The organism is Streptomyces sp. PKU-EA00015, assembly GCF_013387495.1.
In the GTDB taxonomy this organism is placed as follows: Bacteria; Actinomycetota; Actinomycetes; order Streptomycetales; family Streptomycetaceae; genus Streptomyces.
This window is the reverse complement of record NZ_JABZEE010000037.1, coordinates 151,709-166,824: the sequence shown is the minus strand read 5'-3', so window position 1 is coordinate 166,824 and position 15,116 is coordinate 151,709. Positions and strand designations below refer to the sequence as shown.

Below are 15,116 nucleotides of genomic sequence, written 5' to 3'. Positions count from 1 at the left end.
GCTGGTTGTCCTCGGCCGTCGTGAAGACCTCCGAGCGCTTGGTCGGGATCGTGGTGTTGCGCTCGATGAGCTTGGTCATGATGCCGCCCTTGGTCTCGATACCGAGGGACAGCGGGGTCACGTCGAGGAGCAGGACGTCCTTGACCTCACCCTTGAGGACACCGGCCTGGAGCGAGGCGCCGATCGCGACGACCTCGTCCGGGTTCACACCCTTGTTGGCGTCCTTGCCCGTCAGCTCCTTCACCAGCTCCGTCACCGCCGGCATACGGGTCGAACCTCCGACCAGGATCACATGGTCGATGTCGGAGACCTTGATCTTCGCGTCCTTGACGGCGTTGTGGAACGGAGCCTTGCAGCGCTCCAGCAGATCCGCCGTCAGCTGCTCGAACTGGGCGCGGGTGAGCTTCTCGTCCAGGTGCAGCGGCCCCTCGGCGGACGCCGTGATGTACGGCAGGTTGATCGCCGTCTCGGTCGACGACGACAGCTCGATCTTCGCCCGCTCGGCCGCCTCGCGCAGACGCTGCAACGCCATCTTGTCCTTGGACAGGTCGACGCCGTAGCCGTTCTTGAACTGCTTCACCAGGTGGTCGACGATCCGCTCGTCCCAGTCGTCACCGCCCAGGTGCGTATCACCGTTGGTCGCCTTCACCTCCACCAGGCCCTCGCCGATCTCCAGCAGCGACACGTCGAACGTGCCGCCGCCGAGGTCGAAGACGAGGATCGTCTGGTCGTTGCCCTTGTCCAGGCCGTAGGCGAGAGCGGCGGACGTCGGTTCATTGATGATCCGCAGGACGTTCAGACCCGCGATCTGCCCTGCCTCCTTCGTGGAGGTGCGCTGCGCGTCGTTGAAGTACGCCGGGACGGTGATCACCGCGTCCGTGACGTCCTCGCCGAGATACGCCTCGGCGTCCCTCTTCAGCTTCTGCAGCACGCGGGCCGAGATCTCCTGGGCGGTGTACCGCTTGCCGTCGATGTCTCCGGACGCCGGGAAGTGCCAGTCGCCCTCGCCCATGTGCCGCTTGACGGACCGGGCGGTGCGCTCCACGTTCGTCACGGCCTGCCGCTTGGCGAGCTCCCCGACGAGCACCTCGCCGTTCTTGGCGAACGCCACGACCGACGGCGTGGTCCTCGCGCCCTCGGTGTTCGTGACGACCGTCGGCTCGCCGCCTTCCAGGACACAGACCACGGAATTCGTCGTTCCCAAATCGATGCCCACTGCTCGTGTCATCGCAGCCTCCTCGGAGACAGGAACTGCCGGTATGTCCTGCGTAAATCCTGTCTCCGATCAAGTCAAGACCGGCCCGGGACGGAGACCGGGCTGCGACGGCCGCTCCGGCGCCCGGGACCGGGCGCTGTGCCCGGGAGCACCCTGGCGCGGGGCGTGGTCTCATCGAAGTGTGGGCGGAACACGCTGACGAGACCGGGAGGAAACATGGCCGGACAGCTGAGAGCCCGAGACATCATGACGAGCGGAGTGCACTGCGTAGGGGCGCACGACTCGCTGCACAACGCGGCGAGGATGATGCGGGATCTGAACGTCGGATGCCTGCCCATCTGCGGTGACAACAACAGGCTCATCGGCCTGGTGACCGACCGCGACATCGTCGTCACATGCTGCGCGGAGGGGATCGACCCGGCGACCGTTCAGGCCGGTTCGCTGGGCGGGACCCTGCACTGGATCGACGCCGAGGCGGAAGCCTCCGAGGTCCTGGAGGTCATGGAGAGCAATCACATCAAGCGCCTGCCGGTGATCGATGTCGCGGGCGGCCACCGTCTGGTCGGGATGATCACCGAGGCCAACGTCGCGAAGAACCTCAGCGACGAACAGATCGCGGAGTTCGCGACCCACGTCTACGCGACCACGTAGAGAGTCGCCCGACAGCCCGTCACGTTGCGGACCCGTAGGGCCGGGCAAGGCCGGTGGCCGGGCCCTCCTGCTGTGCAGGTCGGCCGCCGGTGCACCGTTGCGCAGGCCGGGGAAGGAGGCGCCCGCCTGCGCAACGGTGCCGTCGCCCGGAACCCCGCGTGGCCCTCACATGGTGCCGGGGCTCTGCCCGCGGGCCTCGTCCGCGACCTGCTTCCCGGAATCCCGGGCCTGTTCGCCGACCTGTGCGGCCCGGTCACGTGCCTCTTCCCCAGTCGTGCGCGCCGCCTCGGCTGCCGTCTCCTTGACCTGCTCGCCTGCCTGTTGTGCGGCCTGTGTGGCGTCCTCCTTCAGCCGCTGCGCGGATTCCACGGCGGCCTGCTTGACCGGTTCGATCGCGTCCCCGGCCTGCTCGGACAGCTGGGCGGCGGACTGCTGCCCGCCTCTGAGGCGGGCAGCAGCGATGCTGCCAGCAGCCCTGCGCCGAAAGCGATCAGTCCGGCCGCCAGCGGGTTGCCCTGTGTCTGCCTCATGGCCTGCTCGGGGGCCCTCTTCGCCGCGTCGCCCGCCTGTCCGGCCGCGTCGCGCACGGTGTCCGCCGCCTGGCCCGCGCTTTCCTGTGCCGACTGGGCGGTCTCGTGCAAACCGCCCTGAGCGCGGCTCGTGGCGTGCGATGCGGTGCCCATCACGCGGTCGCGTGCTCCGGACAGCGCGCCCCGCAAGCGGCGACTGCGGCGTCGTGCCATCCGGCGCGGGCTGGTGCGGTCGGCCAGTTCGTCGACGTCGTACGACAGCTGCCGCCGGGTCGATTCGATCTCGGCCCTCATTCGGTCGGGTGACGTGCCCATTGCGCATCCTCCTTCAGTGTCTCCACGGTCCGCTCCGGCTTCGGCGACACCTGCCGCATGCGCGCGCGGCCCTTCACGAACAGCACAGCACCGACGACCGTCCACACGCCGGTGACGATCAGTGCCGCCCAGCCGGCGTCCATCACGTTGGCCAGTCCGAACACCGCCGCCAGCGAAGCGAACAACGCCACCATGGAGCCGGCGAACCCGGCTCCTCCGTACATCCCGGCGGCCTTGCCCGCCTTGGCCGCCTCCTCACGGACCTCCGCCTTGGCCAGCGCGGCCTCCTGCCGGAACAACTGCTGCACGTCCGAGGTCACGGCCGTGAGAAGTTCGCCCACCGACCGGTCCTGTGTACCCGGCCGCGCCGAGTGCGATGAGATCGAGGACATGGGTCACACCCCCGGAGGGCCCGGCAGCCCGACACGTGGTGCGGCTGCCGGCGGCAGCGGCGCCTCGTCGCGGGCCGGTGCCGCAGGCTGCCGGTCGGGGGACCGGCCCTGCTGGGTCCCCGCCTTCGCGAGGCGGCCCACCACCAGTCCCGCGAGCACCGCTCCGCCGAGGAACGCTCCCGGCCGCCTTCGCGCGAAGCTCTGAAGGTCGCCCAACAGTCCTTCAAGGCCCTGCTTGTCCAGGTAGTCCGCCGCGCGGTGGCCGCCGTCCGCCGCCTGCGCCGCCATGCTGCGGGCCGGGGAGTCCCCCGGCGCGTTCTCGGCCAGCCCCGCGAGGTCGTCGGCCCACTGACGCATGGTCCCGGCGAACCGCTCGGTCTGCCCGCGTGCCTCCTCCCGCAGTCGCCCCTGGAGGTCACGGACCGCCGTACCGGCCTGTTCACGGGCCTGGCCGGCCACATTCCTGGCCTTCTCGGCGGCGACCCCGCCCACCTGGCCGGCCGCCTGGCCGGCCTGACCGGCGGTGGCCGACGCCTGTTCCCTGGCGGCCTGTCCCGTTTGTTGTGCACGCCCGACATCGCTCATGGATCATTCCTCCTTCAGGTCTCGGATTCCGCGCCGTACCCCGCCTCTCGCGGGCCGTCACCCGGGCCGCAAGCCCGGCCGGGCGACGGGACGGCGCCTCCGGATTCCCTGGGGCCGTGGGTACCACCCCGTATGCCCGTGAAACACCTGCAGACCGAAACGCGGACCAGGTGGATCGGCCTCCGTGGGCTGACCTGCGGCGACCTGGCCCGGTGCAGCCCCGTCGGCGGCCGCCCCACGGGGGCATCACCTGCGCCGAGGCCGAAGCGGCGGGGACAACAGGCCGACTGAACGACAACAGGAACCGCGAACGCGAGAGGGGCAACGAATGTTCGCAGGCGCGGTCTTCGCCCAGGCCCGCGACCACTCGGCGAACTGCCATGGAAGCAGACGTCGTTGGGATCGTGACTTCCTGCTCCGTCGTGCGTTGTGCGAAAGGGGATGTTGCGGAAAGGTGACCGCCGCGCAACATCGGCCGTACCCTGCAACACAACAACCCGAACGCCACACCCCCCAACTCACCAGGAGGGCGTCATGCCGACGACACCCAGCACAGACACCATCGAAACAACAACCGCACTGCTGCAGGCTGAACTTCCCCGCCTCGAAGAGCATCAGGTGGCGCTCCAGAAGGAACTCGCCGTGGTCTCCGAGCGGCTCGAATCCGTGCGCAGCGCCCTGTCGGCGCTCAGCGCGCTGGCTGCCACGACCGTGCCGCGGCCCCGTGCTTCGGAGCAGCAGGCCGAAGCCGCGGCGACCGTGGCCGACGAACCGCCGGCCCCCACCGCAACGGACGAGCCCGCGCCGGAGCCCGCCCAGGAATCCGCACCGCTGCCCGAACCGGCCCAGGAGCCCGCTCCGGCTGCGGAGTCCGCCGACGTCGGCCCTGACAGCGACACCACCGACACCACAACACCCGCGGACGGAGCCGAGACCGCTTCTCCCACGCCCCGCAAGGCCGCGAGCCGGACCAAGAGGAAGGCCGCGCCCAAGGCCGCTGCTCCGCAGGCGGCCACGCGCCGGCCGGCGAAGAAGCGCACCACCGCGAAGGCCGCCAAGACCGCAAAGCCCGCAGCGAAGCCCACGAAGACAACGAGGGCCGCGCTGGACAAGCAGGCCACGAAGGGCAAGCAGGACGCACCGAGCAAGGCGGCTGCCACGGTCGCACAGGACACCAGTGGGCTCACCGAGCAGGTCATCGCCATCCTGTCCGGGAAGGCCGGCACCCCGCTGCGGGCGCGGGACGTCGCTCAGGCTCTCGGCCGTGACGAGAGCGCGGGCGCCATCAACACCGTGCGCAGCACCCTGGACCGCCTCGTCGCCACCTCCCGCGCCCACCGCGCCGGCCGCGGCCTCTACCAGGCGCCCACCGGCTGACATCGGCCTGCGCAACGGCCGGGCGGTGGCCCGGCCGTTGCGGGCGGACGCGTACACCGTGGTCAGCCGCCGGACGCGGCGGCGGCCGTCCCCTCCCCCGCGTCCGGCACGACGAGCAGGGAACCACTGAGCGGGTGCGGGCGGGCAGGACCGTGCGCGCGGTGGTGATGTACAGGCCGCGCAGGCCCGCGCCGCCGAAGGCGCAGGCGGTGGGACGGCGCACGGGCAGGTGAAGAGTGCGGTCCAGACGCCCGTTCGGGTTGTGCCTGCGCACCTGGGCGCCGTCCCAAAGAGCGCCCCAGACGCGCGAGGTATTCGGACTCGTTGAGCGTGTCGGTGTGCAGGGCGACGGGCAGGTCGCGGTGTTCCGCGACGCCCAGGCAGGTGTCGACGATCCGGGGCGCCGCGCCCCAGTCCTCGTGGATCTTGAACCCGCCGGCTCCGGCCAGGACGGCGCGCTCCAGCAGTTCCTGCGAGGACGACGAGCCACGGGCGAGGAACGCCACGTTGACCGGCGTGTCACGCCACGCCTCGATGAGGCTGTGCAGGTTGTACGCGGGTTGGCGCCCACGTCCCACACGCCGCCGATGCCCATGCCCATGCCCACCAGGGACGTGACGCCCGCGGAGAGCGATGCGGGGACGACCTCGGGGCTGGAGAGGTGGACGTGCTGCCGACGCGATGATCTCGCATGACGATCGGCAGCGACGTCGGCCGGGCGGTCTGTGTCCACTGCGGCACAGCGCACATGCCCACCCAGCCGGACGGGGGGTTCACCGAACCCGGCCCGACTGGGCGGCACCGTTGATGCGTCGTCAACTCCTAGGCATCAGTGGCTGTCACTGCCCCTGTCGCCATTGTCGTGGCCGTTGTCGTCCTGGCCATTCCCGTTGCCTCCACGGCCGTCGTCGTCGCTGTCGTCGTGGTTCCCGTTGCCTCCGCGGCCGTCGCCGTTGTCGTCGTGGTTCCCGTTGCCTCCGCGGCCGTCGCCGTCATCGCAGTTGTCGCCGTGACGGTCCCAGTAGTCGTATGCGCAGTCCTCGTACGAAGTCGAGTGCGACGAATCGGTGGCACTCGCAACGCCGGCTCCGCCGAAGGCGAGAGCCACAGCTGCGAACAGGCCGGCGAAGAGCTGGAGAATCCTGGTCGTCTTTGCCCTCATTATGTGCTTCCTTCCGGGGCGTAGACGGGGCCGATGGCCCGCAGGGGCGAAGCAGCGCAAGAAGCAGCACAAGAGGTGCAGCAAGATGATGCGTTCGCGATAGGGGACCCGGTACGTCGGTGCCGGGTGGCTGGAAGCGCCACCACCGGCTCACGCGCTGAACGCGCGGCATCGGGCAACCCTGCGGCGGGGAATCCGCCCCTCGGAATCGTTCAATCTGCTCCTAAACTAGGCATACCGCTAGATGAAAGTCAAACGGCACAAATCACTTTGCGCACAAGGGGATGGGACCGCACCGATACTGCTCGGAGCCGCAGTGGGCCCGGGTGGCGCGTTCGGGCAGCGGGGCGTACGGTCCGTCAGGCGGGCCCGCCGCGCGCAGAGCGAAGAGCGCGGTCGCCGCGTCGACGGGGTCGGTGGGCTGGTAGCCCGTGAGTTCCGAGAACCGGCTCAGCCGGTTGAGCACCGTGTTCCGGTGTGGCAGTACAGCTCGTGCGTGGTCGCCGAGACGGACCCCGTCCGGCAGTAGGCGACCACTGTCTCCAGGAGGCGGTCGCGTTCCTGCGGCGGCAGCGGGCCCAGTCCCGCGAGCACGGAGTCGGCGAGCATCCCGGCCATGGCGCCCAGACGTGCCGCAGCGACGGCCATCCACGCGTCGCTGAGTGTCACGGGACCGGCCGCCGAGGAGGCGCATTGTGCATGTGCCCATCATCGGCGACGCCGGAACGTCGCGCCGGGATCAGCGGCCCACCGCGTACCCCTGCATCCCCCTCGGGTTGGCTCCCGCCGACAGGATGCCGGTCTCCGGGTCGCGGGACACCGCGCACAGACGGCCCTCGGACCACGCCTCACCGGTCGAGACGTCGTGTCCGCGGCGGCGCAGCTCCTCCGTCACCTCCGGTCCGATCCGGGACTCGACCGTGACGCCGCCCGGTCGCATCTGCCGCGGGTAGAAGGAGCCGGGGAAGCTGTCGGTGTGCCAGTTGGGCGCGTCGATCGCTCCCTGGAGGTCGAGTCCGCCGCGTACCGGGTCCCGCAGCGCGACCGCGAGGAAAAAGTGCAGTTGCCACTGGTCCTGCTGGTCGCCGCCGGGGGTGCCGAAGGCCATGACGGGTACGCCGCCCCGCAGGGCGAGCGAGGGGGTGAGGGTGGTGCGCGGGCGACGGCCGGGGGTGAGAGAGTTGGGCAGGCCGGGATCCAGCCAGGTCATCTGCAGCCGCGTGCCGAGCGGGAAGCCGAGGGACGGCACGACGGGGTTGGACTGGAGCCAGCCGCCGCTGGGGGTGGCGGCGACCATGTTGCCCCACCGGTCCACGATGTCGAGGTGGCAGGTGTCGCCGCTCGTTGCGCCGTTCCCGGCGACGGTCGGCTCGCCCGCGCCCGGGACGCCCGTGGCGTCGGGGCCGGGCCCGCCCGCCGCGACGGCGAGCGCGTGCCGGCTCAGCCGGGGCGTGCGCCCGTCGGGGCTGCCGGGGCGCAGCTCGTACGACGCCGTGTCGCCGATCAGTGCGCGGCGCTCGGTGTTGTACGCGTCGGACAGCAAGGCCTCGACGGGCACGGTTCCGGGGCCGTCGGCGTCGCCGTACCAGGCCTCGCGGTCGGCCATGGCGAGTTTGGCGCCCTCGACGAGGGTGTGGACGTACTCGGCGCTGCCGTACGCGGGGAGCCGGCCGGGGAGCAGGGCCAGCTGTTGCAGGAGCGCCGGGCCCTGGGACCAGCCGCCGGCCTTGCAGACCGTCCAGCCGTTCCAGTCGTAGGTGACCGGGTCCTCGTAGGTGGCGCGGTGGGCGGCGAGGTCGTCGCCGGTGAGGGCGCCGGCGTGGCGGGTGCCGGAGGTGTCGAGGGTGGGGCGGGCGGCTGCTTCGGCGAGCGCCTCGGCGACGAACCCTTCCCGCCAGACCCGCCTGGCGGCGTCGATCTGCGTCTCGCGGCCGCTCCCGGCGGCCTGTGCCTCGGCGAGCAGCCGGCGCCATGTGGCGGCGAGGGCCGGGTTCTTGAGGAGCCGTCCGGGCGCCGGAGGCCGCCCGCCGGGCAGATAGACCTCGGCGGAGGACGTCCATTCCGTCGTGAACAGCTGGCGCACGGTCTCGACCGTCTGCCCGACGCGCTCGACGGGCGGGTGGCCCGCCTCGGCGTACCCGATGGCGTACGTCAGCACCGAGGCGAGGGACTTCGTGCCGTGGTCGCGCAGCAGGATCATCCACGCGTCGAACGCGCCGGGAACGGCGGCGGCGAGGGGCCCGGTCCCCGGCACGAGGTGCAGGCCGAGTGCGGTGTAGTGGCCGATGGTCGCCGCGGCGGGCGCAGGGCCCTGGCCGCACAGGACCCGTACCGGCCCGCCTGCGGGCGCGAGGACGATCGGGACCTCGCCGGCGGGGCCGTTGAGGTGCGGTTCGACGACGTGCAGGACGAAGCCGGCGGCGACGGCCGCGTCGTAGGCGTTGCCGCCGTCCTCCAGGACGGCCATGGCGCACTGCGAGGCCAGCCAGTGGGTGGACGACACCATGCCGAAGGTGCCCTGGAGGGTGGGTCGGGTGGTGAACACGTTCGGCGGCTCCCTCTGATCGCGGTGCGGTGCAGCGGCCTGTGGGGGCCCGGAGCCGGCGGGACCCCACAGGCCACTGCCCCGCAGCCGCTCCGATCAGACGACGGCTCCCCGGCCGAGCTGCCCGCACGGTACCCGGCAGGCCGACAACACATGCTCCTCGGCGGCCTGTTGCAACGTCACGACGTCCCGTTCCCCTGATCAGCCGCACCAGCTCGCGATGCTCCTCGACGACCACCGCGCGGTAGTTGTCGTACCCGAGCCGGACGCGGGTCGGCTGGAACAGGTGGACCTGCGAGCGCACCGCCGCCCAGCCGTCGTACAGTCGGCGGATGCGGGCCAGGCGGTAGATCCGGTCGTGGAAGTCGAGGTCGAGGGCGAGCAGGCGGGGTCCGTCGGGCGCCGCGGTCGAGTTCCGCCGCCATGGTGTCGACGATGCTGTCCAGCTCGGCGACCTCCTCCTCGGTGGCGCGTTCGGCGGCGAGGCGCGCGGCCAGCCGTTCGAGAGCGGCCCGGACGGCGTAGACCTCCTCCGCCTCGTCCGGTGTCACGTCGATGATCTTCGTGCCGCAGTGCCACTCGCTCCGGATGAGCCCCTCCCGGGCGAGCACGGACAGGCCCTCGCGGACCGAGCCCCTGCTGGCGGCCACACACTGGTCCAGGGCGACCTCACCGATGCGGCGCGCGTCGAAGCCCTGGTCGCCGAGGCCGACGAGGCGCTCGGCGGTGTGGACGTCCTGGTGAACAACGCCGCCGTGATGATCCGTCACCCGCTGCCCACTACGTCGTACACGGACTGGCAGGAGGCGTGGCAGCGCACCGCCGCCGTGAACCTGTTCGGCGCGGTCAACGTCAGCTACTGCGCCGCCCGCCGCATGATCGACGGCGGCCGGGCCGGGCGCATCGTGAACGTCGGCTCGCGCGGCGCGTTCCGGGGCGAGCCCGACCATCCGGCGTACGGCGCCACCAAGGCGGCGCTGGCACGCGTTCGGCCAGTCGCTGGCCGTCTCGCTCGCGCCGCACGGCATCGCGGTCGCCTCGGTGGCGCCCGGTTTCGTCGCCACCGAGCGGGTCGCCGACAGGCTCAGCGGCGCGGAGGGCGAGCAGATCCGGTCGCAGAGTCCCTTCGGCCGTGTCGCGGCCCCGGAGGAGATCGCCTCCGCCGTGCTCCATCTCGCCTCGCCCGAAGCCACGTGGTGCTCGGGCACGGTCCTGGACGTCAACGGAGCCTCGCACCTGCGCACCTGCGCACCTGAGCGGCCGACGCGAGGGGGCCGGCGTCCCTGTGGACGCCGGCCCCCTGTCGGCCCGGTGTGCGGGCCGGCCCGCGGCGGAAAGAGTTGCACGTCCTTCGCTCGGTTTTCTCCTTTTCTCCACACACCCGAACGGGCCGTGAATACATCGGGAATTCGGTCAGAGGCGGCGGACTCGCGAGGAGACACCGTGACCGACCAGGAGATAGATCACTGCGGGCAGTCCGTAATTGAGGAGAACGCGGAGACCGTCCGTGTCCATCGTGAAAATGTCCTGTGACCACCATGCCAGCCAGTCGGCCATCCCCTCGACGAACTCGACGAAGATGTTCGAACGGTTGGCCTCGAGCAGGTAGAGCAGGATCCACAGCCCCAGGAACACGGCGGCGATGTCGGCGATCGTGTGGATGACCAGGGCGGCCCGGCGTGCGGCGGACCCGTCCCCGTCACGGGAGCGGCGCGGGTCGCCGCCCTGGTTGAAGTCGTACTGCCGCTGGTCCGGCAGGGGTTCGGTGTTACTCACTGGAGTCCCAATCTGACGCGTACACCGCCTCGACGGCACGGAAGTTCGGTCACTGCGCAAAAGGGAATTCCCGCAGCGGGAGAAATCCCGGCCGTGACCGCATACAGGGCGCTCCTCGCACCCCTGCCCGAAACTGCGCCGCACGCGGACGAAGCGTTACACGGAGGCCGGACAGGCCCTATACCGACGACTACGAGAATTCCCGTCGCCCGAGACCGAACGGCCCGCAACGCCGCCCGGCCACGCGACGGCTCCGCTCTTCCTCGAGGCAGTGGCCCTCTACGACGCGACCGACGGGAGCGCGGCGGCGCGGGCCCTCGACGCCGACACGAACGCGGACGCGGACGCGGCGTACTGCACCCCCGTCCTCCAGGGCATGGCCGTACGGGCGCGCGACGGCGCCTCGCAGACGGAGCCGGACCGTGCCCCCGACCTCGCGACGGCGTCGTGGGACGTGGTGACCGGGACCGGCTGACGCCTCAGCGGCCGGCTCCCCGGCCCGGCCGCCGGGTCCCGCCCGCGTGCCCCGGCACCCCCGCGAGGTCACGGTCGGCGGCCGATCTTTGCAGAAGCATCACAAGTAATGCGCAGCGCCTGCCGAGATCGTGGCTAGCGTTGCTGGCCGACCGAACCCATGCGCGAGAGCGCACAAGGCGCCGATGTCTCTGGCAGCTCCGGCAGCACAGAAAGTTTGCAGATGGACTACTGCTCGTCATGTCGTCGGCACCTCAACGGAGCTCTGGTGTGCCCGGGTTGCGGCGCGTACGCACCGGACATCGCCCCGCCCTCTCACAGCGGTGACCCGGCGACGACGGCCACGGCGGAGTGGGGTCCGTTCCGCGCGGAGCGGTCGCCCGCTCCCAAGTCGCCGTCCGGCCCCGGTTCCCGAACCGTCACCGGCGCACGGGCGGGGACGGCCATATCGGACGGCTCCGCGGGCGACGCAGCAGTCACGGCCTCCGGATCCACCGCTTCCGGCGCGCCGGGCCGTGCGGCCCGGCGGCGACAGCTCGCCCGCTGGAAGAAGAGCCGGCGGCGCGCCGTGGCCGGGACTGCCATCGCCCTCGTCGGCGGCGGCCTCACCATCGCGGCGCTGCCCTCCGGGTCCTCCAAGGGCAAGATGAACGCGGTCTCGGCACCCGAGACCGTCACCCCCAACGCGGCCCGGATGAGCGAGCCCGTCTCGCCGTCCGCGGAGCCGACCAAGCCGGCGACGCGGAAGCCGGACACCCGTCCCTCCCCGACGGCCGTCCCTCGTCAGCGGACGGCGACGATCACCGTGGCCCGCCCCGCGGCCACGCCTCCGCCGCAGCGCCCTGTCACCGAGACGGCCGCACGGCCCGACGCACAGCGCTCCGAGGCCCCGGCCCCGCAGCCCACCGCCGACGACTCCGCCGCGCAGAAGCCGAGCACCTCGGGCAGCACGGGCGATTCGGGTACATCGGGCGAGGACCGTCCTGAGGCGACGCCGTCGCAGACGGCGACCACGTCGCCGAGCGAGGTGTGCCTGCTCGTCCTCTGCCTCGGCTGACGGCAGGACGGGCGTCACTGCGACTCGGGACGCCGGAACCGGCGTCCCCGACGACCGCGCAGTCTCTGCGCGGTCGTCGGCGTTCCCCGCGCGGCACCGTTTCGTCCGGAGCGCAGAGGGCACACGGCCTGCATCGCACCGGAGGTGAACCATGCCAGGACGCGAAGAGCTCCCTTCGACGCTGGAGCGCTCGTCCAAGGACGCACAGCGCACATGGATCAAGGCTCACGATTCCGCCGTGGAGCAGTACGGCGAGGGCGAGCGGGCCCATCGGGTCGCCTTCAGCGCGCTCAAGCACACGCACGAGAAGGTCGCCGACCACTGGGAGCGGAAGGAACACGGCCGCAAGGGACCGTCGGACCCGCGCGCTCGGACGCCGCGGCAGCGGCCCGCCCGCAGTGGTGAGGGCGTCGACGAGAACGCCACCAAGCAGCATTTGTACGACCTGGCCCAGCGCCTGGACATCACGGGCCGGTCCCGGATGAGCAGGTCCGAGCTGCTGGAGGCCATTCGCAAGGAGAACCGCTCGAAGACCCGCCAGGCTCGTTCACGGTGAGACGGGTGGGACGGGGCCGTCCCCGGTCGGCGTCACCGGTCAGCCGATGCCGTGGTCGGCGAGCCGTCCCACCGTCAGTCCGCGGGACCGGCACGCCTCCACCACCAAGGGCAGCGCGGCCAGCGTGATCCGCCACGATCCGGCCGCGCTGTACGCGTCGGTGTCGTGGAGCAGCACCGTCGCACCCCCGCGCAGGGTGCTCGTGACCTCCGCGAGGACCCTGCCGGGGGTGGCGGATGCGGTCCAGTCGCGTCCCCAGGCCGACCAGAGCACCGGCGTGAGCCCGGCACGGCGCGCCGCTGCCCAGCGTCCGCCGGTGAGGACACCGTAGGCGGGCCGGTACCAGCTGGGGTACACGCCCGAGACTCCGTGGACGGCGTCCGCGGCTCGGGCCACGTCGTGCGCTTCGCGGACCGGGCGGGGCGCCCAGCCGCGTTCGTGGCGCCAGCCGTGCACGGCCAGTTCATGGCCCTCGGCGGCCATGCGGCGCCCCAGCTCCGGATGCCGCGCGAGCCTGCTGCCGAGCACGAAGAACGTGGCGCGCACGGAGAGCCGGTCGAGGGCGCGGAGGAAGTCGGGGGTACTGCGGGGGTCGGGGCCGTCGTCGAAGGTGAGGGCCACCCGGCGGGGATCCCCACGACCGTCGAGGGTCGCTGCGAGCGCCGCCCGGACGGACGGGATCCAGGTGGCCGCCGGCCCGATGTGCCATGCCGTCACCGCCAGAGCCGCAGCGGCGGCGGCCGGGACTGCGGGCCTGCGCCCGTCGGCCGCGGCCGTGTGTGGGGTGGTCACCACGCTGCCTCCTTGTCTTCCTCGCCCCCGAGCAGGGGCGACCTGGCCAGCTGCGCCGTGCCGGCGACGAGTACGGCCAGTGCGGCCGCCTCGGGCAGGATCCGCAGTCCGAGTTCCACGTGTTCGCCGAACAGCACCGAGCCGAGGACCACGCTGAGCAGGGCGTCTCCCAGGATCAGCGCGGGCTGCGAGGCGACGAGCGTGCCCGCCCGCAGGGTCACCTGGAGCAGCAGGAAACTGCCGAGTCCGACGGCGAACGCGGTGTACAACTGCCACGCGGCGAACAGGGCGGCGACGCCTTCGTCCAGCCGTCCCGTCGCGTCCTTGATCAGCGCGGCGGTGCAGGCGAAGCCGAGGGCTGTCGCCGTGCCGAGGACGGCCGCCCGCGGCGCGGACGACAGGCGCGGTGACACGGCGACGAGCGCGACGACCACCGTCGCGACGGCGACGGCCGCCCACAGCCACCGGACTCCCGGTACGGTCGTCGGCTCGCCGGACGGTTCGAGGAGTGCGAGGAAGGCGGCGAGGCCCGTGGCCATGGCGAGCAAGGCCCACCATGTGCGGCCGTCGGGGCGGCGGCGGAACACGATGCCGCCGATGGCCAGGGTGAAGAGCAGTTCCGTGGTCATGACGGGCTGCACGACCGACAGCGGGCCGGTGGCGAGGGCGGCCGCCTGGCACAGCCCCGAGACGGCGAGCAGGACCGCTCCCCAGATCCAGATCGGCCGCCGGACCAGCCGGACCGCCCAGGACCAGGGGCGGGCGGGCTCGGAGGACGGGTCCGCCTCCTCGGCGGCGGCACGCCGCTGGAGCACGGAGCGCAGACTCATGGAGCTGGTGGAGCTGTGGTGGCCGGACGCGGTCGTCTCCACGTTCCACCTGGCCGCCGAGATCACGGGACGGCTGCGTGCCCGGGGAACGCTGGCGGTACCCGCGGCCGTCTTCCTCACGGACTTCGCGGTGCACCGAGGGTGGCTGCACCCGGGCAACGACCTGTACGTGTGTGTCACCGAGGAGGCCGCGGCGGCGGTCCGCTCGGACACCGGGCGGCCCGCGCTGGTGTCGGGACCGGTCGTCGCGCCCCCGTTCCGTACAAGGGCCCGCGTGCCCTCCCACTGGGAGTCCGACTTCGCGCGGCTGGCGCCCGGCCGGGCACCCGTGCTGCTGTCCACGGGCGCGTGGGGTGTGGGCTCGGCGGTCCCGGACACCGCGCGGTCGCTCGCGGACCACGGATGGCTGCCCGTCGTGCTGTGCGGGCGCGACCGTGCCTTGATGCGACGCACGGCCCAGCTGCCGGGCGTACTGGGGCAGGGGTGGGTCCCCGACATGCCCAAGCTCCTCGCGTCGGTGCGGGTCCTGATCGACAATGCGGCCGGGCAGACCGCGGTGCAGGCGCTCGCCTCGGGCGTTCCCGTCATCGGCTACCGGCCCCTCCCGGGCCACGGCGCCGAAGGCGTGCGGAGCATGGCGGCGGCCGGCCTCTGCGTCCACGCCCGGGATCTGCCGGACCTGCTGCGGGCCGTGGACCGGCTGGCGTCCGCCGGAGCCGCACGGGACCGGCAGTGCGCCCGCGGCGCGGCGGCGTTCACCGCCGACGCCGCCGCACTGATCAGTGACTTCTGCCTCCCCGGGCCCGCGGACCACGGCCCTTCATGACCCGGCCCGCCGAGTGGGGGCGGGCCGGGCCG

The 15,116-nt window shown here is 72.2% G+C and carries 18 protein-coding genes and 4 pseudogenes; 7 read left to right on the top strand and 15 right to left on the bottom strand.

Annotation, left to right across the window (positions count from 1 at the left end; all coding sequences use genetic code 11):
- Positions 1 to 1,228: molecular chaperone DnaK (gene dnaK / locus HW130_RS23185; protein WP_177151582.1), on the bottom strand; the 1,228-nt coding region annotated here is incomplete at its 3' end.
- Positions 1,229 to 1,432: 204 nt separating this feature from the next.
- Between dnaK and HW130_RS23180 the strand changes: the two genes are divergently transcribed.
- Entirely contained in the window at positions 1,433 to 1,867 is a 435-nt protein-coding gene (locus tag HW130_RS23180) for a CBS domain-containing protein (RefSeq protein WP_177151581.1), read from the top strand.
- Between the two features lie 165 nt (positions 1,868 to 2,032).
- On the opposite strand, the gene HW130_RS36130 is transcribed toward HW130_RS23180, so the two are convergent.
- From HW130_RS36130 to HW130_RS23165, 4 genes are read right to left on the bottom strand one after another with little or no spacing between them, the layout of a single operon-like run.
- A complete protein-coding gene (locus HW130_RS36130; protein WP_256356266.1) occupies positions 2,033 to 2,236 on the bottom strand; it encodes a hypothetical protein in 204 nt (67 codons plus the stop codon).
- The gene (locus HW130_RS23175) at positions 2,215 to 2,712 is read right to left on the bottom strand and encodes a DUF3618 domain-containing protein (RefSeq protein ID WP_256356265.1); all 498 of its coding nucleotides are present in this window, start codon (positions 2,710 to 2,712) and stop codon (positions 2,215 to 2,217) included. Before HW130_RS23175 ends, HW130_RS36130 begins: the two co-directional genes overlap by 22 nt.
- A complete protein-coding gene (locus HW130_RS23170) occupies positions 2,688 to 3,053 on the bottom strand; it encodes a phage holin family protein (protein ID WP_309140536.1) in 366 nt (121 codons plus the stop codon). Before HW130_RS23170 ends, HW130_RS23175 begins: the two co-directional genes overlap by 25 nt.
- Positions 3,054 to 3,107: 54 nt before the next feature.
- Entirely contained in the window at positions 3,108 to 3,689 is a 582-nt protein-coding gene (locus tag HW130_RS23165) for a hypothetical protein (protein WP_177151579.1), read from the bottom strand.
- Positions 3,690 to 4,223: 534 nt separating this feature from the next.
- Between HW130_RS23165 and HW130_RS23160 the strand changes: the two genes are divergently transcribed.
- Entirely contained in the window at positions 4,224 to 5,066 is an 843-nt protein-coding gene (locus HW130_RS23160) for a hypothetical protein (protein ID WP_177151578.1), read from the top strand.
- Positions 5,067 to 5,128: 62 nt separating this feature from the next.
- Here the strand turns inward: HW130_RS23160 and HW130_RS36125 are convergent.
- From HW130_RS36125 to HW130_RS37015, 7 genes and pseudogenes are all read right to left on the bottom strand, one after another.
- Positions 5,129 to 5,370: pseudogene (locus tag HW130_RS36125) on the bottom strand (SMP-30/gluconolactonase/LRE family protein); the annotation flags it as partial.
- A gap of 525 nt (positions 5,371 to 5,895) precedes the next feature.
- The gene (locus HW130_RS23150; RefSeq protein WP_177151577.1) at positions 5,896 to 6,228 is read right to left on the bottom strand and encodes a hypothetical protein; all 333 of its coding nucleotides are present in this window, start codon (positions 6,226 to 6,228) and stop codon (positions 5,896 to 5,898) included.
- Between the two features lie 265 nt (positions 6,229 to 6,493).
- Entirely contained in the window at positions 6,494 to 6,694 is a 201-nt protein-coding gene (locus tag HW130_RS36115; RefSeq protein ID WP_309140535.1) for a hypothetical protein, read from the bottom strand.
- Positions 6,679 to 6,876, bottom strand: coding sequence for a hypothetical protein (locus HW130_RS36110; RefSeq protein WP_256356264.1), 198 nt, complete (start codon positions 6,874 to 6,876; stop codon positions 6,679 to 6,681). The genes HW130_RS36115 and HW130_RS36110 overlap by 16 nt, the downstream gene beginning before the upstream one ends.
- A gap of 91 nt (positions 6,877 to 6,967) precedes the next feature.
- Entirely contained in the window at positions 6,968 to 8,773 is a 1,806-nt protein-coding gene (locus HW130_RS23140) for a gamma-glutamyltransferase family protein (RefSeq protein ID WP_177151576.1), read from the bottom strand.
- 253 nt (positions 8,774 to 9,026) lie between these two features.
- A pseudogene (locus tag HW130_RS37020) lies at positions 9,027 to 9,125 on the bottom strand (hypothetical protein); the annotation flags it as partial.
- Between the two features lie 70 nt (positions 9,126 to 9,195).
- Positions 9,196 to 9,324 (bottom strand): annotated as a pseudogene (locus HW130_RS37015) (FCD domain-containing protein); the annotation flags it as partial.
- Positions 9,325 to 9,387: 63 nt separating this feature from the next.
- Here HW130_RS37015 and HW130_RS23130 point away from each other — a divergent pair.
- Positions 9,388 to 10,018 (top strand): annotated as a pseudogene (locus HW130_RS23130) (SDR family NAD(P)-dependent oxidoreductase); the annotation flags it as partial.
- Between the two features lie 168 nt (positions 10,019 to 10,186).
- On the opposite strand, the gene HW130_RS23125 reads toward HW130_RS23130, so the two are convergent.
- Positions 10,187 to 10,549 (bottom strand): hypothetical protein, encoded by a 363-nt coding sequence (locus HW130_RS23125; protein ID WP_177151574.1) that lies wholly within the window; start codon positions 10,547 to 10,549, stop codon positions 10,187 to 10,189.
- A 271-nt stretch (positions 10,550 to 10,820) separates the two neighbouring features.
- Here HW130_RS23125 and HW130_RS23120 point away from each other — a divergent pair, with 271 nt between their 5' ends.
- From HW130_RS23120 to HW130_RS23110, 3 genes are all read left to right on the top strand, one after another.
- Positions 10,821 to 11,024, top strand: coding sequence for a hypothetical protein (locus HW130_RS23120; RefSeq protein WP_177151573.1), 204 nt, complete (start codon positions 10,821 to 10,823; stop codon positions 11,022 to 11,024).
- Positions 11,025 to 11,591: 567 nt separating this feature from the next.
- Positions 11,592 to 12,080, top strand: coding sequence for a hypothetical protein (locus tag HW130_RS23115; protein ID WP_177151572.1), 489 nt, complete (start codon positions 11,592 to 11,594; stop codon positions 12,078 to 12,080).
- 151 nt (positions 12,081 to 12,231) lie between these two features.
- Positions 12,232 to 12,636 carry a ChaB family protein gene (locus tag HW130_RS23110; RefSeq protein ID WP_177151571.1) on the top strand — a complete coding sequence of 135 codons (405 nt, stop codon included), beginning with the start codon at positions 12,232 to 12,234 and terminating at the stop codon, positions 12,634 to 12,636.
- A 39-nt stretch (positions 12,637 to 12,675) separates the two neighbouring features.
- Here HW130_RS23110 and HW130_RS23105 read toward each other — a convergent pair whose 3' ends face one another.
- On the bottom strand, positions 12,676 to 13,431 hold the full coding sequence (locus tag HW130_RS23105; RefSeq protein ID WP_375256573.1) for a polysaccharide deacetylase family protein: 756 nt from the start codon (positions 13,429 to 13,431) through the stop codon (positions 12,676 to 12,678).
- A complete protein-coding gene (locus tag HW130_RS23100; RefSeq protein WP_177151570.1) occupies positions 13,425 to 14,258 on the bottom strand; it encodes a DMT family transporter in 834 nt (277 codons plus the stop codon). The genes HW130_RS23105 and HW130_RS23100 overlap by 7 nt, the downstream gene beginning before the upstream one ends.
- On the opposite strand from HW130_RS23100, the gene HW130_RS23095 reads away from it, so the two are divergent.
- Complete coding sequence (locus HW130_RS23095; RefSeq protein WP_177151569.1) at positions 14,257 to 15,084, top strand: galactosyldiacylglycerol synthase; 828 nt, start codon at positions 14,257 to 14,259, stop codon at positions 15,082 to 15,084. The two genes, HW130_RS23100 and HW130_RS23095, sit on opposite strands and share 2 nt — an antisense overlap.
- Positions 15,085 to 15,116 lie beyond the last annotated feature (32 nt).